Source organism: Croceibacterium mercuriale (genome assembly GCF_000802385.1).
GTDB lineage: Bacteria > Pseudomonadota > Alphaproteobacteria > Sphingomonadales > Sphingomonadaceae > Croceibacterium > Croceibacterium mercuriale.
On the sequence record NZ_JTDN01000001.1, the window covers coordinates 547,660 to 566,511 of the forward strand.

The 18,852-nt window shown below is 67.0% G+C and carries 27 protein-coding genes; 7 read left to right on the top strand and 20 right to left on the bottom strand.

Annotation, left to right across the window (positions count from 1 at the left end; genetic code table 11):
- Positions 1-15: 15 nt before the first annotated feature.
- Genes PK98_RS02445 through PK98_RS02455 form a run of 3 tightly spaced genes read right to left on the bottom strand, consistent with a single transcriptional unit; the run spans position 16 to position 1,707 of the window.
- Entirely contained in the window at positions 16-501 is a 486-nt protein-coding gene (locus PK98_RS02445) for a GNAT family N-acetyltransferase (RefSeq protein ID WP_039094014.1), read from the bottom strand.
- Positions 498-1,106 carry a tRNA (adenosine(37)-N6)-threonylcarbamoyltransferase complex dimerization subunit type 1 TsaB gene (tsaB, locus tag PK98_RS02450; RefSeq protein WP_039094016.1) on the bottom strand — a complete coding sequence of 203 codons (609 nt, stop codon included), beginning with the start codon at positions 1,104-1,106 and terminating at the stop codon, positions 498-500. The genes PK98_RS02445 and tsaB overlap by 4 nt, the downstream gene beginning before the upstream one ends.
- Positions 1,107-1,125: 19 nt before the next feature.
- Positions 1,126-1,707 carry a NifU family protein gene (locus PK98_RS02455; RefSeq protein ID WP_039094018.1) on the bottom strand — a complete coding sequence of 194 codons (582 nt, stop codon included), beginning with the start codon at positions 1,705-1,707 and terminating at the stop codon, positions 1,126-1,128.
- Between the two features lie 103 nt (positions 1,708-1,810).
- Between PK98_RS02455 and PK98_RS02460 the strand changes: the two genes are divergently transcribed.
- The 6 genes from PK98_RS02460 to PK98_RS02485 all read left to right on the top strand — a co-directional run bounded on the left by PK98_RS02460 (position 1,811) and on the right by PK98_RS02485 (position 9,880).
- Positions 1,811-4,783, top strand: coding sequence for a M16 family metallopeptidase (locus tag PK98_RS02460; RefSeq protein WP_039094020.1), 2,973 nt, complete (start codon positions 1,811-1,813; stop codon positions 4,781-4,783).
- Between the two features lie 81 nt (positions 4,784-4,864).
- Positions 4,865-6,238, top strand: coding sequence for a class II 3-deoxy-7-phosphoheptulonate synthase (locus PK98_RS02465; RefSeq protein WP_152608592.1), 1,374 nt, complete (start codon positions 4,865-4,867; stop codon positions 6,236-6,238).
- Between the two features lie 92 nt (positions 6,239-6,330).
- A complete protein-coding gene (gene egtB / locus PK98_RS02470) occupies positions 6,331-7,557 on the top strand; it encodes an ergothioneine biosynthesis protein EgtB (RefSeq protein ID WP_052207934.1) in 1,227 nt (408 codons plus the stop codon).
- Positions 7,554-8,534, top strand: coding sequence for an L-histidine N(alpha)-methyltransferase (gene egtD / locus PK98_RS02475; RefSeq protein ID WP_052207936.1), 981 nt, complete (start codon positions 7,554-7,556; stop codon positions 8,532-8,534). The genes egtB and egtD overlap by 4 nt, the downstream gene beginning before the upstream one ends.
- Before the next feature lie 49 nt (positions 8,535-8,583).
- Entirely contained in the window at positions 8,584-9,258 is a 675-nt protein-coding gene (locus PK98_RS02480) for a retropepsin-like aspartic protease family protein (RefSeq protein ID WP_039094024.1), read from the top strand.
- 112 nt (positions 9,259-9,370) lie between these two features.
- The gene (locus PK98_RS02485) at positions 9,371-9,880 is read left to right on the top strand and encodes a DUF4142 domain-containing protein (protein ID WP_081996005.1); all 510 of its coding nucleotides are present in this window, start codon (positions 9,371-9,373) and stop codon (positions 9,878-9,880) included.
- Between the two features lie 68 nt (positions 9,881-9,948).
- Here the strand turns inward: PK98_RS02485 and grxD are convergent, their stop codons facing one another.
- From grxD to PK98_RS16990, 16 genes are all read right to left on the bottom strand, one after another.
- Entirely contained in the window at positions 9,949-10,278 is a 330-nt protein-coding gene (grxD, locus tag PK98_RS02490; RefSeq protein ID WP_039094026.1) for a Grx4 family monothiol glutaredoxin, read from the bottom strand.
- Between the two features lie 32 nt (positions 10,279-10,310).
- Entirely contained in the window at positions 10,311-10,544 is a 234-nt protein-coding gene (locus PK98_RS02495) for a BolA/IbaG family iron-sulfur metabolism protein (protein ID WP_039094028.1), read from the bottom strand.
- Positions 10,545-10,546: 2 nt separating this feature from the next.
- On the bottom strand, positions 10,547-10,870 hold the full coding sequence (locus PK98_RS02500; RefSeq protein ID WP_039094030.1) for a DUF1476 domain-containing protein: 324 nt from the start codon (positions 10,868-10,870) through the stop codon (positions 10,547-10,549).
- A gap of 40 nt (positions 10,871-10,910) precedes the next feature.
- Positions 10,911-11,513: a 3-isopropylmalate dehydratase small subunit gene (gene leuD / locus PK98_RS02505; RefSeq protein WP_039094032.1), complete on the bottom strand. Its 603-nt coding sequence runs from the start codon at positions 11,511-11,513 to the stop codon at positions 10,911-10,913.
- Positions 11,513-11,677, bottom strand: a complete 165-nt coding sequence (locus PK98_RS16640; RefSeq protein WP_152608513.1) for an isopropylmalate isomerase — start codon at positions 11,675-11,677, stop codon at positions 11,513-11,515. Before PK98_RS16640 ends, leuD begins: the two co-directional genes overlap by 1 nt.
- A 6-nt stretch (positions 11,678-11,683) precedes the next feature.
- Positions 11,684-12,211 carry a DNA-deoxyinosine glycosylase gene (locus tag PK98_RS02510; RefSeq protein WP_039096142.1) on the bottom strand — a complete coding sequence of 176 codons (528 nt, stop codon included), beginning with the start codon at positions 12,209-12,211 and terminating at the stop codon, positions 11,684-11,686.
- On the bottom strand, positions 12,208-13,638 hold the full coding sequence (gene leuC / locus PK98_RS02515) for a 3-isopropylmalate dehydratase large subunit (RefSeq protein ID WP_039094035.1): 1,431 nt from the start codon (positions 13,636-13,638) through the stop codon (positions 12,208-12,210). The genes PK98_RS02510 and leuC overlap by 4 nt, the downstream gene beginning before the upstream one ends.
- A gap of 102 nt (positions 13,639-13,740) precedes the next feature.
- Positions 13,741-14,124: a YbaN family protein gene (locus PK98_RS02520; protein WP_235425373.1), complete on the bottom strand. Its 384-nt coding sequence runs from the start codon at positions 14,122-14,124 to the stop codon at positions 13,741-13,743.
- The gene (locus PK98_RS02525) at positions 14,096-14,506 is read right to left on the bottom strand and encodes a SufE family protein (RefSeq protein ID WP_039094036.1); all 411 of its coding nucleotides are present in this window, start codon (positions 14,504-14,506) and stop codon (positions 14,096-14,098) included. Before PK98_RS02525 ends, PK98_RS02520 begins: the two co-directional genes overlap by 29 nt.
- A 25-nt stretch (positions 14,507-14,531) precedes the next feature.
- Positions 14,532-14,765, bottom strand: a complete 234-nt coding sequence (locus PK98_RS02530; protein WP_039094038.1) for a hypothetical protein — start codon at positions 14,763-14,765, stop codon at positions 14,532-14,534.
- A 19-nt stretch (positions 14,766-14,784) separates the two neighbouring features.
- Complete coding sequence (locus PK98_RS02535; RefSeq protein ID WP_039094039.1) at positions 14,785-15,021, bottom strand: hypothetical protein; 237 nt, start codon at positions 15,019-15,021, stop codon at positions 14,785-14,787.
- Positions 15,018-15,308 (bottom strand): hypothetical protein, encoded by a 291-nt coding sequence (locus tag PK98_RS02540; RefSeq protein WP_235425374.1) that lies wholly within the window; start codon positions 15,306-15,308, stop codon positions 15,018-15,020. The genes PK98_RS02535 and PK98_RS02540 overlap by 4 nt, the downstream gene beginning before the upstream one ends.
- Positions 15,309-15,344: 36 nt before the next feature.
- A complete protein-coding gene (pspC, locus tag PK98_RS02545) occupies positions 15,345-15,722 on the bottom strand; it encodes an envelope stress response membrane protein PspC (protein ID WP_039094041.1) in 378 nt (125 codons plus the stop codon).
- Positions 15,719-16,012 (bottom strand): envelope stress response membrane protein PspB, encoded by a 294-nt coding sequence (gene pspB, locus PK98_RS02550; RefSeq protein WP_039094043.1) that lies wholly within the window; start codon positions 16,010-16,012, stop codon positions 15,719-15,721. The genes pspC and pspB overlap by 4 nt, the downstream gene beginning before the upstream one ends.
- A gap of 3 nt (positions 16,013-16,015) precedes the next feature.
- Positions 16,016-16,846, bottom strand: coding sequence for a phage shock protein PspA (gene pspA / locus PK98_RS02555; protein WP_052207940.1), 831 nt, complete (start codon positions 16,844-16,846; stop codon positions 16,016-16,018).
- Positions 16,843-16,995, bottom strand: a complete 153-nt coding sequence (locus PK98_RS16990; RefSeq protein ID WP_161792392.1) for a hypothetical protein — start codon at positions 16,993-16,995, stop codon at positions 16,843-16,845. The genes pspA and PK98_RS16990 overlap by 4 nt, the downstream gene beginning before the upstream one ends.
- Before the next feature lie 149 nt (positions 16,996-17,144).
- Here PK98_RS16990 and pspF point away from each other — a divergent pair, with 149 nt between their 5' ends.
- A complete protein-coding gene (pspF, locus tag PK98_RS02560) occupies positions 17,145-18,164 on the top strand; it encodes a phage shock protein operon transcriptional activator (protein WP_039094047.1) in 1,020 nt (339 codons plus the stop codon).
- A gap of 37 nt (positions 18,165-18,201) precedes the next feature.
- Here the strand turns inward: pspF and PK98_RS02565 are convergent, their stop codons facing one another.
- A complete protein-coding gene (locus PK98_RS02565) occupies positions 18,202-18,759 on the bottom strand; it encodes a 3'-5' exonuclease (protein WP_039094049.1) in 558 nt (185 codons plus the stop codon).
- Positions 18,760-18,852 lie beyond the last annotated feature (93 nt).

The following is an 18,852-nucleotide window of genomic DNA, read 5'->3' on the forward strand; positions in this document are numbered from 1 at the left end:
GCATGTTTTATGTATCTAGGAGACGTTGTTCGATGAAGCGAGCTTCTGGATCGACATGGCACAGGTAATCGCATCGAAAGGTCCACCTGAACCACGCCTGTAATAGCCCGACCGGCGACCAACTTGTGCAAAGCCGGCGGCCGCATACAGATGCACCGCATCGTTTCCGTCCCGCATCTCCAGGAAAAGCCGGGCAATACCACGCGCTTCGGCATCCGCGATCACCCGCTGCAGCAGGCGGCCGCCGACCCCGCGGCGATGCCAGCGCGGCTGCACGGCCAGCAGCAGCAGCTCCTCCTCGTCCAGCACGCAGCGGGTCAGCGCAAAGCCGGCAACCGGCCCGTTGGGTGCGGGCGGCCCGCCATCTGGCCCGGCCAGCAGACAGGCGGTGCCAGGCATCAGCAACGTGTCCTCCACCTGGCGGCGTGTCCACGCCTCGCCAAACGCCGGGTCGAAGGCAGCACTCATCACTGCCATGACGGCATCCAGATCGTCGGTCATGCCGGCAGCCTGGCGTCGGGCGCGCGGCCGTATAGCGGGCTGAGCGCGCTCAGCAGGCAGGCCGGTGGCAAGCGGTCGAACGCGCGCGCATCCGGCAAGGTTTCCTGCGCCTCGCCCCAGCCACGCACCGCCACCAGTTCGGCCGCACGATCCCCCGCCACCAGCGGCGCGGTACAGGCCACCTGTGCCTCCTGCGGGGGTAGCGACATTGCATCGCCATCCGGCAGGCCCGTTTGGGTGAAGCTCTGCACGAACCATTCGCCGTGTCCGCCAGTCATGGCCACCGAGACCGCTTGGGCGCTCTCTTCCCGAGCCATGGCAGCCACCAGCGCCAGCGTCGGATAGCCCAGCACCTCCGCACCCCAGGCCAGACCCAGCGCACGCGCAGTGGCAAGGCCGATACGCACGCCGGTGAAGCTGCCGGGTCCAAGCGACACGCAGATCCGGTCCGCCCGGCCACGATCCGGCAGCGCGGCAATCATCGGCACCAGCCGTTCGGCATGGCCACGACCGATCACGGCATAGTCGCCGGCGATCAGCCGATCATCGTGGAACAGGGCGACGGAACAGGCCGGCGTCGCGGTATCGATCGCCAGCAGGCGCATGGGCAGAGGTGGCCGGCGTTCAGGCTGCGCGTACTTCGCTGACTTCGGGCACGTAGTGGCGCAGCAGCCCCTCGATCCCCTGCTTCAGCGTCGCGCTGGAGCTGGGGCAGCCGGAGCAGGCGCCCTGCATCGCCAAGTAGACGACACCGTCACGGAACCCGCGGTAGCGAATGTCGCCGCCATCATTGGCGACGGCAGGGCGCACGCGCGTCTCGATCAGGTCCTTGATCTGCGCCACGATGTCGGCATCCGCCGGATCATCGTCACCCACCAGATCGTCGTCTTCCGCCGGCACGTTGAACGCGCCGGCATCGCCGCCCGCGAACAGCGGGGCCTGGCTGATGAAATGGTCCAGCAGGATCGACACGACCTGCGGCTTCAGCATGCCCCAGTTTGCGCCCGGCGCCGCGGTGACCGACACGAAGTCGCGGCCAAAGAACACGCCCGTCACCTCGCCGGTGTCGAACAGGGCCTGCGCCAGCGGCGAGGCCTCCGCATCCTCCGGCGTGGCGAAGTCGCGGGTGCCGGCCGGGTACACAGCCTGCCCCGGCAGGAACTTCAGGGTGGCGGGATTGGGTGTCGTTTCGGTTTCGATGAACATGGTGAGCGATTTAGGCACAGCAGGCACATGCCGCAAGGACTGGCCAAATGGTTGCGGCACCCTATTCACTGTTGCTTCATCCCCCGCGACCTTTAGGGCTTTCATGAAATCGATCCTTCGCCGATCCGTTGCCGTAATCGCCCTGCTGGCCGTTCTGCCGGCCGCTCCGCTCAAAGCCCAGCAGGCGCCGTCGCCGGCTCCCGTGCTGGCATCGCCCCTGCCGCCATCAACCGCACCGGCCGCACCCCCCGCACCCGCGATCAGCGCACCGCAATATGCCAAGCCGGCCGATCCATGGATCTACCGCGGGACGGACATCCCGATCGATCCGGACTGGCTGATGGGCGAGTTGCCGAACAAGCTGCGCTACGCCGTGCGCGAAAACGGCGTGCCCCCGGGGCAAATCTCCATCCGCGTCGCGATCGATGCCGGGTCGCTGTACGAGACGGAGGAGGAGCGCGGATTTGCCCACCTGATCGAACATCTGGTGTTCCGTCAGTCGCGCGATTTCGGCAACGGGGAGGCAATCCCCTATTTCCAGCGGCTGGGTGCGGCACTGGGCGCGGACACGAACGCGACCACCAGTCCGACGCAGACCGTGTACCAGCTGGACCTGCCGAATGCGACGCTGCAGACGCTGGATGACAGCGTTCGCCTGTTCGCCGGCATGATCCGCGAACCCACCCTGAGCAGCGACAATGTCCGCACCGAACTGCCCATCGTGCTGGCGGAGCGGCGCGAGCGACTGGGGCCGGACCAGCGCATCGCCGATGCCACGCGCCAGCTGTTCTTCGCCGACCAGCCGCTCGCCAGCCGCAATCCGATCGGCACGGTCGAAACGCTGCAGGGTGCCACGCAGGACAATGTGCGCGCCTTCCATCGTCGCTGGTACCGTCCGGAGCGTGCCACGGTGGCGATCGTGGGCGATGCCGATCCGCAGCTGCTGGCTGCGCTGGTGGAAAAGTATTTCACCGACTGGGAAGGGCAGGGCCGCGCGGCCGAGGCACCGGATTTCGGCAAGCCCGAGGCACCCAGGGGTGTCGATCGCGCCAACCCGGTTGGCGAGACACGCGTCGTGGTGGAGCCCGGCCAGCAGCGCGGGCTGACCTTTGCCGTGCTGCGCCCGTGGCAACAGGTGGTGGACACGCAGGAGTATAATCGCGGCCTGCTGATCGATTCGATGGCAACCGCGGTCATCAATCGCCGGCTGGAGGAGCGTGCGCGCGGTGGCGGCAGCTTCCTGTTCGCCGCGGTCAACAAGGATCGGCCCAGCCGGTCCGCCAACGGCACCTTCGTCACCCTGGCGCCGCTGACGGAGGACTGGCGCGCCGCGCTGGCCGATGTGCGCGCCGTGATCGCCGATGCCGTGGCAGCCCCACCGACCCAGGCGGAGATCGACCGCGAAGTGGCCGAGTTCGACATCGCCTTCGCCAATGGCGTCGAGCAGAGCCGTATCCAGGCCGGTTCCGAACTGGCGAACGAGCTGGTCAATGCCGTCGACATCCGGGAAGCGATCGCGTCGCCTGAAACGGTGCTGGAGCTGTTCCGCGGCATGCGCGACCGCTTCACCCCGGCGGCGATCCACGAGCATACCCAGGCGCTGTTCACCGGTGAGGTCATCCGCGCCATGCTGCTGACGCCGGACCCGATGGAGGCCGACGATGCCGCGCTGCGGACGGCCATGACCGCACCGATCAGCACGGAGGCACTGGCGCGTAACGGGGCCGAGGCGATCACCTTTGCCCAGCTGCCACCGGTCGGCGCCCCGGCGGCGCCTGTTGCCGTCGCCCCGCTGGGCGTGCTGGACGTGGAGCGGGTCAGCTTCGGCAACGGGGTGACCGCGCTGTTGTGGCCGACCACGAACGAGCCTGGCCGCGCGACCGTGCGCGTCCGCTTCGGTACCGGCCTGCAGGGCGTCAAGGAGGACGAGAGCGTCTATCTCGATCTCGGCCGGCAGGCGTTGGTCGGGACCGGTTTCGGCGAGGTGGACCAGAACGGGCTGGACCAGCTGGCGACCGGCCGCAAGTTCGGCTGGAACTTCCAGATCGAGGACGGCACCTTCGTGTTCGACGGGCAGACCCGGCGGGAGGATGTGGCGGACCAGCTCTACCTGTTCGCTGCGAAGCTGGCCGATCCGCGCTGGGATGCGGCACCGTTCGAGCGGGCCAAGGCGGCGCAGCGGCTGTCCTACGATTCCTTCGGCGGCGATCCCAACGGCGTGTTGAACCGTGACCTGCAATGGCTGCTGCACGATCGCGATGCGCGCTACCGCAAGCCTGACGCCGCAGCGCTGGCGGGGGCCGATGCGGCCGGTTTCCAGCAGGTCTGGACCCGGCTGCTGGCACAGGGACCGGTCGAGGTCGATGTGTTCGGCGACTTCGACAAGGCTGCCGTGATTGCTGCGCTGGGTCAGACATTCGGTGCAATGCCGGCCCGCCAGCCCGCGCCGGCGGAGGCGATCGATCCGCCGGTCGAGTTCCCGGCCGCCAACGCAGAGCCGGAAGTGCTGCGCCATACCGGCGATGCGGACCAGGCCGCAGCGGTGATCGCCTGGCCGACGGGCGGCGGCAGCGCGGATCTGCCACGGTCACGCCGGCTGGACGTGCTGGCGCAGGTCTTCTCCAACCGTCTGATGGATGGGCTGCGCGAGCGGCTGGGTGCCAGCTACGCGCCATTCGTGGGCAGCAACTGGCCGCTGGACGTGAATGGCGGCGGCCAGCTGATGGCGCTGGCGCAGCTGCCGCCATCCGCAGTGCCGGCCTTCTTCGCCGAGGCACAGGAGATCGCCACCGACCTCGCCACCAACGGCCCGCAGGCGGACGAGCTGGCGCGTGTGGTGGAGCCGATCCGGCAAATGCTGGACCGGGCGCAGACCGGACACACCTTCTGGCTCAATCAGTTGAGCGGGGCGGCAAACGATCCGGCGCGTGTGCAGCATCTGCGCACCTTGTGGACCGATTACACGGAGACACCACCGGCAGATTATCGCGCGCTGGCGCAGGAATACCTGGGCACACATGGCGGCTGGAAGCTGGTGGTCCTGCCGCAGGAGGCCGCTGCGGCCGCCAGCCGCTGATTACGCCTGTAACATTTGCCGGGTGGGTGCGCGCGGTGTAGTGCGCGCATCCGCCTGCAAATGTCTGGAAGATTGAACGCCGTGGTACAGAACTGGGATCCGCAAAGCTGGCAGCGGCATGAAGCCAAGCATCTGCCCGTCTATGACAATGCGGCGGAGCTGGCCGGCGTGGAAGCGCAGCTGAGCAACTTCCCGCCGCTGGTCTTCGCCGGCGAAGCGCGCGACCTGCAGGCGCAGCTGGCGGAAGTCGCCAGCGGCCGCGGTTTCCTGCTGCAAGGCGGCGATTGCGCGGAAAGCTTTGCCGAGTTCCATCCGAATACCATCCGGGACACCTTCCGCGTCATCCTGCAGATGGCGGTCGTGCTGACCTTCGCCAGCGCGATGCCGGTGATCAAGGTTGGCCGCATGGCGGGGCAGTTCGCCAAGCCGCGTTCCTCCGCGACGGAGACGATCGACGGGCTGACGCTGCCCAGCTACCTAGGCGACAATATCAACGGCATCGAATTCGCGCCGGACATCCGCCGCAATGATCCGCAGCGCATGCTGCGTGCCTACAGTCAGGCGGCAGCGACGCTGAACCTGCTGCGTGCCTTTGCCGGCGGCGGCTACGCCAATCTTCGCCAGGTGCACCAGTGGACGCTCGACTTCGTGGGCCGCTCGCCCTGGGCCGACCGCTTCGGCGACGTTGCGGACCGGATCCGCGAGGCGCTGGACTTCATGGAAGCGTGCGGCGTGGCGCCGGAAACCGCGCCGCAGCTCAAGAGCACCGCCTTCTATACCAGTCACGAGGCGCTGCTGCTGCCCTACGAACAGGCGCTGACACGACAGGATTCGCTGACCGGCGAATGGTACGACACCAGCGCGCATTTCCTGTGGATCGGCGATCGCACCCGGTTCACTGGCAGCGCGCATGTCGAGTTCCTGCGCGGTGTCGGTAATCCGATCGGCGTGAAGTGCGGACCCAGCCTGGAGCCGGACGAGTTGCTCCGGTTGCTCGATACGCTGAACCCGGCGCGCATACCCGGCCGCATGACCCTGATTGCGCGGTTCGGGCACGACAAGGTGGAGGCCGGCCTGCCGCGGCTGGTGCGCGCGGTGGCGCGGTCGGGTCATCCGGTCGTTTGGTCATGCGACCCGATGCATGGCAATGTCGTCAAGTCGGACAGCGGCTACAAGACGCGGCCCTTCGACCGCATCCTGGCCGAGGTGCGTGGATTCTTCGCAGTGCACCGGGCGGAAGGCACCCATGCCGGCGGCATCCATCTGGAGATGACCGGACAGGATGTGACGGAATGCATCGGCGGCGCTGTGGCGATCACCGATGAGGGCCTGGCCGACCGGTACCACACGCATTGCGATCCACGCCTGAACGCCGCGCAGGCGCTGGAGATGGCGTTCCTGCTGGCCGACATGCTCAACCTGGATCGGCGGGAGCGGCAACGCCAGGCGGCCTGATCCGGGGAACCGGTCGCCGGCCTGATCTTTATCAGACCATGTGCCGGCGACCGTTCGCTTCGGACCGGGTGGGGGAGGATGATTTGGCCACGATGCACCGCAACGTGGCGCCGGCAATCGCAATGGGTTTGCCGACGCAATTCACCACCACAAGAGCGCTGACGCGGGAGCTGGTTGCGCCGTTGTCCGATGCTGACGCCACCGTGCAGTCGATGGCGGATGCCTCGCCCGCGAAGTGGCATCTGGCGCACACGACCTGGTTCTTCGAAACCTTCCTGCTGCGTGATCACCTGCCGGGCTACCGCCTGTTCCGGGAGGACTGGCCGTTCCTGTTCAATTCGTATTACGAGGCGGAAGGTCAGCGGATCGCGCGCAACAGTCGCGGTGTGCTGTCGCGGCCGGCACTGGCGGAGGTGCTGGACTGGCGGGCGCATGTGGACGCGGCGATGGAGCCTTTGCTCGGCGATCCCGCGATGGCACCGCTGATCCGGCTTGGCATCGCGCATGAGCAACAGCACCAGGAATTGCTGCTGACCGACATCAAGCACGCCTTCTTCAGTAATCCTGCCGGCCCTGCCGTGTGGCCTGCGAGCGACGAAGCTGCCGAAGCGCCGGGCGCGCGTGGGTGGTGGAACCATGCCGGCGGTGTCGTCGAGATCGGCGATGCAGGGGCCGAGTTTTCCTTCGACAATGAAGGGCCGGCCCATCGCGTTCTGCTGGAGCCGTTCGCCCTTGCCGATCGCTTGGTCACGAACGGTGAGTGGTCGCAGTTCATCGCCGACGGCGGCTACCGGACGCCCGCGCTGTGGCTCGCCGACGGATGGGACTGGGTGCAGCAGCACGGCATCTCCGCCCCGCTGTACTGGCATGGGGACGAGCAGTTCACCCATGCCGGCTGGCAATCGCGCGATCCGGAGCGGCCGGTGACCCACCTCAGCTTCTGGGAGGCGGATGCCTTCGCCGCGTGGGCGGGCCATCGTCTGCCGACGGAGTTCGAGTGGGAGGCGATCGCGGCCGATCACGCGGCCGATGGCGGCAATCAGCTGGACGCGGCAGACGCGCCGCTGCCGCAGGGTGGCGACAGCCTGTTCGGCGATTGCTGGCAGTTCACCCGTTCCGCCTACCTGCCATACCCGCGCTTCCGCCCTGCCGGCGGGGCGGTGGGCGAGTATAACGGCAAGTTCATGGCGGGGCAGTGGGTGCTGAAGGGCGCCAGTTGCGCTACCCCGCGCGGCCATTCGCGCGCCACCTACCGCAACTTCTTCCATCCGCATCAACGCTGGCAGTTCACCGGCGTACGACTGGCGCGTGACCTGTGAGGGCTGACCTGGCAGAGACAGCGGCGGCAACCCGCCCGGCGAACACCGCCTTTCGCGACGATGTCCTGGCCGGGCTGGCCTTGCCGCAGAAGGCCGTGCCCGCGCGCTGGTTCTACGACGATGCGGGCAGCCTGCTGTTCGAGGAGATCACCCGGCTGCCGGAATATTATCCGACCCGGGTGGAGCGGGCCATCCTTGCGGAGCGCGGCCCGGACTTCGCCCGTCTGATCCAGCCCGGGCGCACCGTGGTGGAGTTTGGCTCCGGTTCCTCCACCAAGACGCCCCTGCTGCTGCAGGCGATCGCGCCGGCCGCCTATGTCCCGCTGGATATCTCCGGAGACTTCCTGCGGAGCTCCGCCGCGCAGCTGCAGCAGCAGTTCCCGGCCTTGCCCGTGTGGCCGGTCGAAGCGGATTTCACGGCACCGGTCACGCTGCCGGATGCTGTTGCCGGCCTGCCGAAGCTCGGTTTCTTCCCTGGCTCCACGATCGGCAACATGGTGCCGACCCAGGCCGTGGACCTGTTACGCAACATGCGGACGACGCTGGGCACTGGCGCGCAGCTGCTGATCGGCATGGACCTGATCAAGGCCCCGGCCACCCTGATAGCCGCCTATGACGATGCCGCCGGGATCACCGGCCGTTTGAACCTGAACCTGGCGACACGCATCAACCGGGAACTGGCTGGCAACCTGCCGCTCGATCGCCTGAAGCACGAGGCGCGCTGGAACGATGCGTTCGCCCGGATCGAGATGCATCTGGTCGCGCGCGAGGCGATCCGGTTCGAGGTCGCCGGCCAAGCCTTCTCCATGGCGGCGGGGGAGACGATCCACACGGAAAACAGCCACAAGTACGATGGTCGCAGCCAGAACCTGCTGCTGGCCGCCGGCGGCTGGACGCCCGTACAGCGCTGGACCGACGCGGACGAGCGGTTCAGCCTGCTTCTGGCGGAGGCACGCGAGCCGCACCATGCGCCATGAGCGGGCAGCCCCCATCGCAAACCGCCACTACTGATCCTAGATAGGCGTCATGGATTTCGCGCCGATCTGGGACCAGCTGGCCCACTCCATTGCCGAACTGCCCAAATCGGGTCTGCTGATGGCTGCGATCGCGGCCATGGTGCTCGGCATTCTGGGATCGATGGTGATGCGCTGGGTGCCGTCGATCGGCCGGTTGCTCCGTGCGGGCAGCACGCTGGCGCTGATGGCCGTGCTGGCGATGGTGGTGCTGCAACTGTCGCGCATGGACCCGCGCTTCGACATGGCGGTGCCGCAGCTCGGCATGCCTGAACAGACCGTCGCCGGGGACGAGACCCGCGTGAAGCTGGCCCGTGACGGTCATTTCTGGCTGCGTGGGGAGCTGAACGGCCATCCGACCCGCTTCCTGGTCGATACGGGCGCGACGCTGACGGCCGTATCCACGGAAACGGCGCAGTCGGCCGGGCTGGAGGTCCGCACCAACGGCCTGCCGGTGCGGATGCAGACGGCAAACGGTCCGGTTGCTGCGCAGCTGACCTCCATCGAAGAGCTGCGCTTCGGCAATGTCACGGCGCGCGGGCTGGATGCGATCATCGCACCGGGACTGGGACCGACCAATGTGATCGGCATGAACCTGCTGTCCCGGCTCGCCAGCTGGCGGGTGGAGGGTGACACCATGATCCTTGTACCGAACAATCCGCAAGAGCCGCTGGAAGTCACCGGCTGACTGCAGACCGACCGCATCTTCCCTGTTGCTCAATGTTTACTTTGTTACTTGTCTGACACCTGCCGGTTCTCTGGATGAAGCGGCCATCCTGCCGCGAAGTTGGAGCGAAGCGATGAACAGGCGAGAACTTGGTGGAGCATTGCTGCGTGGCGCGTTTGCGACCGCAGGCGCAGGCCTTCCGGCGGCAGCATGGGCGCAGGGTGCTATGGGCGAGGCCGAGCGGCAGCACGCAATGGAAACGCTGCGCAATGGCGGCCTGGCGCTGATGACCAGCCAGATGGCACTGGAGAAGGGCCGCAATGCCGCGGTGAAGGAATTTGCCGGCTTCGAAGTGACGGAGCAGACCACGATCGCCCAGATCATCCGCGAATCCAAGAACATGACCCCGCCGCCGCCCGGCGCGATGGAGCAGGAAGTGCTCGCCCGGCTGAACGTCGCCAGCGGGCGGGCGTTTGACCGCGCCTATGTCGCGGCACAGATCGAAGGGCACCAGAAGCTGCTGCAGATCCAGGAAACCTACCTGGCGAATGGGCAGGACATGCCCACGCGGCACGTCGCCATGCTGGCACGTGGCCAGATCATGGAACACCTGGCACTGCTGGGCAAGATGCGGCGCGTCTAGGCGACGCATACAAAAAGGACCGGGGAAGCATGGCTGTGCCCGGTCCTTTCATGTCTCAGGCGACGCGATTACTCTGCGCGGGCGACCTGCTTTTCGGCCAGCATCTGCTGCAGTTCACCGGCCTCGTACATCTCCATCATGATGTCGCTGCCACCCACGAACTCGCCCTTCACGTATAGCTGAGGGATGGTCGGCCAGTCGCTGAACGACTTGATACCCTGACGGATTTCCATGTCCTGCAGCACGTCGACGCTTTCGTACGCAACGCCGCAATGGTCCAGAATGGCGATCGCACGGCTGGAAAAACCGCATTGCGGAAACAACGGCGTGCCCTTCATGAACAGCACGACTTCGTTTTCGGATACGAGCTGAGACAGGCGGGCGTTGACGTCGGACATGGCAGTGTTTTCCAATTGATCGGTGTTGGGGTTCAGTTGGGAATCGCTGTCAGGACTTGCAAGGCATGCAGTTCCCCGCCCATGCGCCCACCCAGCGCGTCATAGACCAGCTTGTGCTGCTGCACACGGCTGCGCCCCGCGAAGGATGCGCTGGTGACGCGGGCACGGTAATGATCGCCGTCCCCCGCCAGATCCTCGATCACCACATCGGCGTCAGGCAGGGCGGCGCGGATCAGCGCCTCGATTTCGGCGGCTGGCATGGCCATGATCAGTTCTCGCTCATAAGCTGTCGGCGGGCGACGATGTTCTGTTCGTCGAGGGCAGTGCGCAAGGCGGCCTCATCCGTCTCCACGCCCGCTCCGGTCAGATCGCCGAGCAGCTTGCGGATCACGGCCTCATCCCCGCCTTCCTCGAACTCGGCGTGGATGATTTCGCGCGCATAGGCGTCGGTCTCTTCCTGCGTCAGTTGCATCCGCTCGGCCGCCCACCGGCCCAGCAGGCGGTTGCGTCGGGCAGCGATGCGGAACGCGATCTCCCCATCGAAGGCGAACTGCGCGTCCTTGCCGTGCTGCCTGTCATCCGGGTCGGTCATCTTGCGGTCTCTCGTGGAGGGGTGCTGGTCGATCGCAGCATCAGGCCGACAGCGCGGTGCCGCGCACCAGCCATGGCTGCGCCGCGTCCAGCCGCCGCTCATAGGTCGAGATCGCCGCGTCACGCGCCAGCGTCAGGCCGATCTCGTCCAGCCCGCGCAGCAGGCAGTCCTTGCGGAACGGATCGATCGGAAAGCTGAAGCGGTCCTGGAACGGCGTGGTGACCGACTGGCTTTCCAGGTCGATCGAGACAGGGTCGGTCTGCGCCACGGCCAGCAACCGGTCGACGGCATCCTGCGGCAAAGCCACGGTAAGGATGCCGTTCTTGAAGGCATTGCCGGAGAAGATGTCGGAGAAGGACGGCGCGATCACCGCACGCACGCCCATGTCGGCCAGTGCCCAGGCCGCATGTTCGCGACTGGACCCGCACCCGAAATTGTCGCCCGCGATCAGGATCGGCGCACCGGCAAAGCGCGGATCGTCGAAGATGTTGCCGGGTTCCGCCCGCACCGCCTCGAACGCGCCGGCACCCAGGCCTTCGCGGCTGATGGTCTTCAGCCAGCGTGCCGGAATGATCAGGTCGGTATCGACGTTCTTCAACCCGAAGGGAATCGCCCGACCTTCGATGGCGCGCACCGGCTCCATCAGTCGGTTTCCGGCAGTTCGCCGGAAGGCGTGATGAACAGCTTGCGATCATCGCGCTGCTTGCGTCGCTTGACGTAAAGCAACGCGGCCGCGACCGCTGCCGAACCGATGGCGCCTGCCAGGGCAGCCTTGCCGCCCGCTCCCAGATCCTTGTTCTTGGTCATGCCCTGCTAGATGCTTTGCTGCGGCGGTGCTGGCAAGCGCCTGCCGACAAACTTTCCTACTGCCCGCCACCGTCGCTCCTTCTCCGCCAGGGACATGGACGCGTAGGCGGGACTGGAGGAGGGGAGCGGCAGCAGGGCCAGGTTGCTGCCGGCGAGCAGGGGCTGGCCGATGCGCGCGGCGGTAGCGCCGTTGAAGGCGACCGCTCGCAGGCGGGGCAGGGTGGCGGCCAGGTCGGCCAGCGGATTGGGCGCGATGTCGCGGATCGCGGCGTCGAGGCTGCTGTTCGCACGGGAGGCGGAGCCGATCACGTCCCACAGGCCGATGCCGTGATCGAGCAGGGTGGCGAGGCGCTGCTCATAGGGGATGGCGTACAACTCCGTGCCGATGGCATGGCCCACCAGGTGCCAGAAGCGGTTCTGCGGGTGCGCGTAATAGCGCGCCTCCGCCAGCGACCGCTCGCCGGGCAGGCTGCCGAGGATCATCAGGCTGGTGTCGGCCGCGACGACAGGCGGGAAGGACGCCTTGCGGGTCAGACCAGCTCCCGCACGTCCACCAGCCGTCCGGTCACCGCTGCCGCCGCGGCCATGGCCGGGCTGACCAGATGCGTGCGCGAGCCCGGGCCCTGTCGGCCTACGAAGTTGCGGTTGGAGGTGGAAGCGCAGCGTTCGCCCGCAGGCACCTTGTCGGGGTTCATGCCCAGACATGCCGAGCAGCCGGGTTCGCGCCATTCCAGCCCGGCATCGGTGAAGATGCGGTCCAGCCCCTCGGCCTCGGCCTGTTCCTTCACCAGTCCGGAGCCTGGGACGACAATGGCCCACTTCACATTGGCTGCCCGATGCCGGCCCTTCAGCACGGCGGCCGCAGCGCGCAGATCCTCGATCCGGCTGTTGGTGCAGCTGCCGATGAACACGTTTTCCACCGGCAGGCCAGCCAGCTTCTGGCCGGGTTCCAGGCCCATATAGGCCAGGCTCTTGCGCGCGGCATCCTGCTTGGACGGATCGGCGAAGCTTTCGGGCGCGGGGACGAAGCCGGTGATCGGGGCAGTGTCTTCCGGGCTGGTGCCCCAGGTAACGGTCGGCTCCACCGTGCCTGCATCGATCACGACCGACTTGTCGAAGGTGGCTCCGGGATCGGTGTGGAGCGTGCGCCAATAGGCGACAGCCGCGTCCCATTCGGCGCCCTGCGGCGCGAAGGGGCGACCCTTGAGATAGGCGAAGGTCGTCTCGTCGGGTGCGACCAGGCCGGAGCGGGCGCCGCCTTCGATGCTCATGTTGCAGACGGTCAGCCGGCTTTCCACGCTCATCCGCTCGAACACCTCGCCGCGATACTCGATCACATGGCCGGTGCCGCCGGCGGTGCCGATCACCCCGATAATGTGCAGGATCAGATCCTTGGATGTGACGCCGGGGCCAAGCTCGCCATCGACCCGGATCTCCATGGTGCGGGACGGCTGCAGCAGCAGCGTCTGCGTGGCCAGCACATGCTCCACCTCGCTGGTGCCGATGCCGAAGGCCAGCGCGCCCATGCCGCCATGGGCGGCGGTGTGGCTGTCGCCGCACACGATGGTGGTGCCCGGCAGGCTGAAGCCCTGTTCCGGCCCCACCACATGCACGATGCCCTGCTGGCGCGCAGTGGCGTTGAAGTAACGGATGCCGAACTCCGCCACGTTCTGCTCCAGCGCGGACAGCTGCTGCGCGCTCTGGCCGTCGGCGATCGGCAGGCGCTGGCCGGCGGCATCGATGCGGGCGGTCGTCGGCAGGTTATGATCGGGCGTGGCCAGCGTCAGTTCGGGCCGGCGCACCGGGCGCCCGGCCATGCGCAGTCCTTCGAAGGCCTGCGGACTGGTGACTTCGTGAACGAGATGCCGGTCGACGAAGATGAGGCAGGTGCCATCCTCCCGCCGCTCGACGACGTGCGCGTCCCAGATCTTTTCGTACAATGTGCGTGGTTTGCTGGCCATGTGCAGCAGATGGCGTGGCGCGCACGCCAAGGCAAGCCGGCCCTGTCTTTCCGCCCGTGAAGCGCCCATTTAACAGCGTCTGGCCGCCCCGGCGCAGCGACCTCACTCCGGCCGCGTCGCGATCCACAGCGCAACGACCACCAGCACCGCACTCGAGACCGCCGCCCATGGCCAGCCGAGCCGCCACCAGGTGAGTGCGGCAGCGATCGCCATCATGATCAGGGCCGCCCGCTTGCCTTGCGCGGAGATGGCGCCGCGGCTGCGCCATGCGATCAGGTGCGGGCCGATCCGCCGGTCAGCCAGCAGGCGCTGCTCCCATGCCGGATTGCCGCGGGCGAAGCAGAAGGCCGCACCGATGAAGAACACCACGCCCGGCATCATCGGCAGGATCAGCCCGATGATGCCAAGCACCACCATGACCAGGCCGGCCGCCATCCACAGCGACCGCAGCATGCGTTCAGGCGTCGGCCGCGATGCGCGCAGCATGTTGGCGCACCAGCGCGATCATGTTGGGTACCCCTTGCGTGCGATTGGAACTGAGCTGGCTTTTCAGGTCGAACGGCGCCAGCCGGTCCATGATGTCAGTCGTCGCAACCTCCGCCGCCGGCCGGTCCTGCACGGCGGCTACGACCAGCGCGACGATCCCCTTGGTGATCGCGGCATTGCTGTCGGCCATGAAGTGCAGCTGGTCAGGGCCGCCGGTGGGGTAGACCCACACGCTGGCCGAGCATCCGCGTACCAGCGTGGCATCGGTGCGCAGGGCGGGCGGCATCGGGTCAAGCTCCCGGCCCAGTTCGATCAGCAGGCGATAGCGTTCGTCGCCGTCGAGGAAGTCATATTCTTCGAAGATGTCGTCGAGGGATCGCATGGTCCGGCGATGTAGTGGCTGCGGCTCACAAATCCACCCCGCTGGCGATCGCTTCCAGCTGGCGGATGCGTTCGCGCAGGTCGGCCATCTCGATCCGGGCGGCGCCTTCGCGGCTGCCGCTCTCCGCCGGACCGGCGCGGCGCAGGTCCAGCTCCCGGGTCTTGAGCGCCAGCCAACCCTGCCAGCCTTTCAGCGCAGCGGCGGCGATCACCAGCAGGGCGGAGAGGGCCGTCAGGGCAAGCAGCAGGTCGTGGGACATGGCGGCAGGCTCCTTGTGTTCAATCTTCGCGCAGGCGCTCGATCTGGTCGGACAGGCGGCGGCCCTGGGTGTCGTCGGTGGCGATGCGTTCCAGCACGCGCACCCGTTCGCGCAGTTCGGTCAGCTCGCGCTGCAGCTCGGTCTCGCGCTGGCTTGGCACACCTTCAGCGGAGTCGAGGTCTCGGCGCGGCTTGCGGAACACGCTGGCGATCGCGCAGATCAGCACGATCAGGACGGCGGCGGTCCAGAAGGTCATTGCACCTTCTCCCGACTGTCGCGCAGTCCTGCGCCATCCTCCACACGGCGCTGATCGCGCAGCGCCTCGATCTGGGTGGCGATGTCGTAGCCGCGATCCGTGACGATGCGTTCCAGCACGCGGACCCGATCCTCCAGCGCCTGCACATGGCTGACATATTGCGCTGCCTTCTCGGCCGTCGCCTCGCTGGTGGTGCCGATCTGGCGGTCCATCATCTTCTCGCGATGCTTGATCCAGATGGCGAAGAACGGGATCATCAATGCCAGGATCGGGATAAGCAGGGCCATGGTACCGTGCATGTAAACAGTCCCTTCGCTAATGGATCAGCGCAGCCGTTCGATCTCTGCCGACAGTCGCGGATTGCTGGACACGTAATGGTGCTCCACATCCGCCAGCCGGCGGTCAATCTCGCGCATCTTGGAACGCAGCTCGCGCGCGGTGCGCTTCGGGCTCTGGCGCACGCTCTGCCAGTATTTCTGCTCGTTGCGGTCGGTGTAGAGCTGCGGCGGCTTTTTGTTCAGCAGCAGGCCGGCGATGAAGTAAAAGGGCAGGATGGTGCCGCCGGACATGAACACCAGCGCCAGGAAGCCCAGCCGCGTCCAGATCGGATCGACCCCGGCATAGTCGGCCAGCCCGGCGCAGACGCCCATCAGCTTGCCTTCCTGCTTGTCGCGGTACAGGCGGGTGCGGGGAGAGTTCACGAAAGCATTCCTTTCTTCTCGGCCAGCAGGCGGTCCAACTCGCGTAGCTGATCATTGTTGTCCGCACTGTCGGACAGGCGGGCGGGGCGGAATTCCGGGCTGTCGGCGGCGACCAGGCGCTCCACCGTCTCCATCCGCTCGTCCAGCCGCTTGGCCAGGTTGTACAGTTCCTCCAGCAGCACCTCGTCATCGGTGGTGATGGTGGCGGCGGTCTTCCACTTGGTCATGTAGTGCAGGATGACCCAGGGCAGGCCAATGAAGATAGCGATGATTGCGATGACGGGTTCCATGGGTCAGCCCTCCTTGTTCTCGCCGCCCTTGCCGAGCGCGCGCTTCATCTCTTCCAGTTCGGCATCGATCTTGTCCGAGCCTTCCAGCGCGGCGATCTGGTCCGACAGGCTGGGACGACCCTGGCCCGTGTTCAGCGCATCGGCACGCCCTTCGGCGTAGTCGACGCGGCGCTCCAGCTGGTCGAACCGGGCCAGCGCATCGTCCACCCGCTCGCTGGTCATCAGCGTGCGCAGCTTGACGCGGTTCTCCGCGCTTTCCAGCCGGGCGGCGATCTGCGTCTGGCGGCTGCGGGCCTCCCGCAGGCGGGTCTGCAGCTTGGCGATGTCCTCCTCGTAGGCGCGTAGGGAATCATCTAGGACGGTGATCTCCTCCTTCAGCTGGTCGGCCATGTCCGACGCCTTCTTGCGTTCCATCAGGGCGGCGCGGGCCAGGTCCTCGCGATCCTTGGACAGAGCCAGCTGCGCCTTCTCCGCCCAGTCGGCCTGCAGCTTCTCGAGGCGGACGGTGTGGCGGTGCATCTCCTTCTGGTCGGCGATGGTGCGCGCAGCGCTTGCGCGGACCTCCACCAGCGTTTCCTCCATTTCCAGGATGATCATGCGGATCATCTTGGTCGGATCGTCCGCCTGGTCGAGCAGCTCGTTGAAATTGGCCGCGATGATGTCGCGGGTGCGGGAAAAGATGCCCATAAGGGGTACTCCGCTTGCAAAGACGCGCTCGAGCTTGGGGCCGAGCACTGGCGTGGGGCTGGTGCGCAACCGTTCGATCTCGCGATCGAGCCGGCTGCCCAGCTGGGTCAGGCGTTGCCCGGGGGCGGGAACCTGGTTGTCGCTCATGCCAGGGCCACCACCGGCGCCACCACCAGCACCGGACCGGTGGCGCGTTCCACGCTGTCCAGCGCCAGGACATTCAGGGAGACAAGCGCCAGCACGCTGACCAGCGCGGCCAAGCGGGACGGGTGGGCGAGGATCGTATGGACGGACATCGTGATGGCTCCTGAACCTGTATGCCGAAGCTTTTGCATAAGCCGTGCCAAACGCTTTCTTCTCGATTTAACATGCACTTGCGTGGAGCAGCGGGAAATCGCGATGGCGCAAATTGCCAGATGTTGGGGCCTGGTGCTATGTTCTGGGGATGGAGCGGGAAAACCAGTTCATCGGCCAGTCCGGCGCATTTCTGGACTCGGTGGAGCGGGCCAGCCGGGCAGCGCCCTTGCGTCGGCCGGTGCTGGTGATCGGCGAACGCGGCACTGGCAAGGAGCTGATCGCGGAGCGGCTGCATCGTCTGTCCGACCGGTGGGACCAGCCGCTGGTCACCATGAACTGCGCCGCGCTGCCGGAAACGCTGATCGAGGCGGAGCTGTTCGGGCACGAGGCGGGCGCCTTCACCGGCGCGACCAAGGCGCGGGTCGGACGCTTCGAGGAGGCAGATCGCGGCACACTGTTCCTGGACGAGCTGGGGACCCTGTCGATGGGTGCGCAGGAGCGGCTGCTTCGCGCGGTGGAATATGGCGAGATCACGCGGATCGGCGCCAGCCGGCCTGTGCGGGTGGACGTGCGGATCGTTGCCGCCACCAACGAGGATCTGCCGCGCGCTGCAGAAGAAGGGCGGTTCCGGCCCGACCTGCTGGACCGGCTGAGCTTCGAGGTCATCACCCTGCCGCCGTTGCGTGTGCGCGAAGGCGATATCGAAGTGCTGGCGGACTATTTCGGGCGACGGATGGCGGCCGAACTGGGCTGGCGCGACTGGCCGGGCTTCGCGCCGCATGTCAGCCGGCAGATGGAGGACTACGCCTGGCCCGGCAACGTGCGCGAATTGCGCAACGTGGTGGAACGCGCCGTCTACCGCTGGGACGAATGGAACCAGCCCATCGGCCACGCCCAGTTCGACCCGTTCGACAGCCCTTGGAAGCCGACCCCGCTGCCGCGTGTGCAAGACGGTCCGGCGTCCGGCCCCGCGACCCCCACGGCTCCGAAGCCCGCCGATTTCGAAACGATCGCCGATCTGCGGGCTGCGGTGGAAGCGCATGAGCGCGCGATCCTGGAGCATCATCTCGGCCGCAACCGCTGGAACCAGCGACAGACGGCCAAGTCGCTGGGCCTGACCTACGACCAGCTACGCCATTGCATCCGGAAGCACGCGCTGAGCGAATAACCGGCTTGGTCAATGTTCCCACGGTTAAATGTCCGGATCAGTTCGTGTCTGCCTGCGGCCCGGCCATTTCCGTGGCCCGCGCGATGACCCGCTGCCACTTGCGCCATTCTCCTCGCGCATCCTCCAGCGCGCGGTGCGCCGGCGGGCGTTCGCGCAGATCGTCCAGCGTCAGGATCGTCTCCAGCGCCGTCTCCAGCTGTCCGGCCGGGTAGCGCGGTTGCAGGATGGTGCGGGCTGCCTCGGCGATCACGTCGTCGCTGTCGCGCAGGCGCAGCGTATGGCGCGGCAGGTCGGCGGCGCGCAGCAGCGCGCTCATCCACTTGCCATCCCATGACGGGGCGCTGGCGCACAGATCGTGCCCGGCCAGCACCTCGACCATGCGACGGGCCACCTCCCGGTGATCCGTGCCATGCTCCTCCAGTTCGGCCCGCGAGACGCCATGGATCGCCTGTGCCTTCATGTCCCAGTCGGTCCAGCGCGGGGCAGGGCGGATCAGGTGCGCCTCCCCCGTGCCATCCTCCCACACCCAGCCGACCTCGATCGGGTAGGAATGGTCGGAGAGGGAGGATGCTTCGAAGTCGAGGAACACCAGCATGGTGCCCGTACAATGCGCAAGAGCGGCAATCGGCTTCCTGCTTGCTATTACGGGCGACTCCGCATACATGGCCGGCATCCCAACATTGTCGCG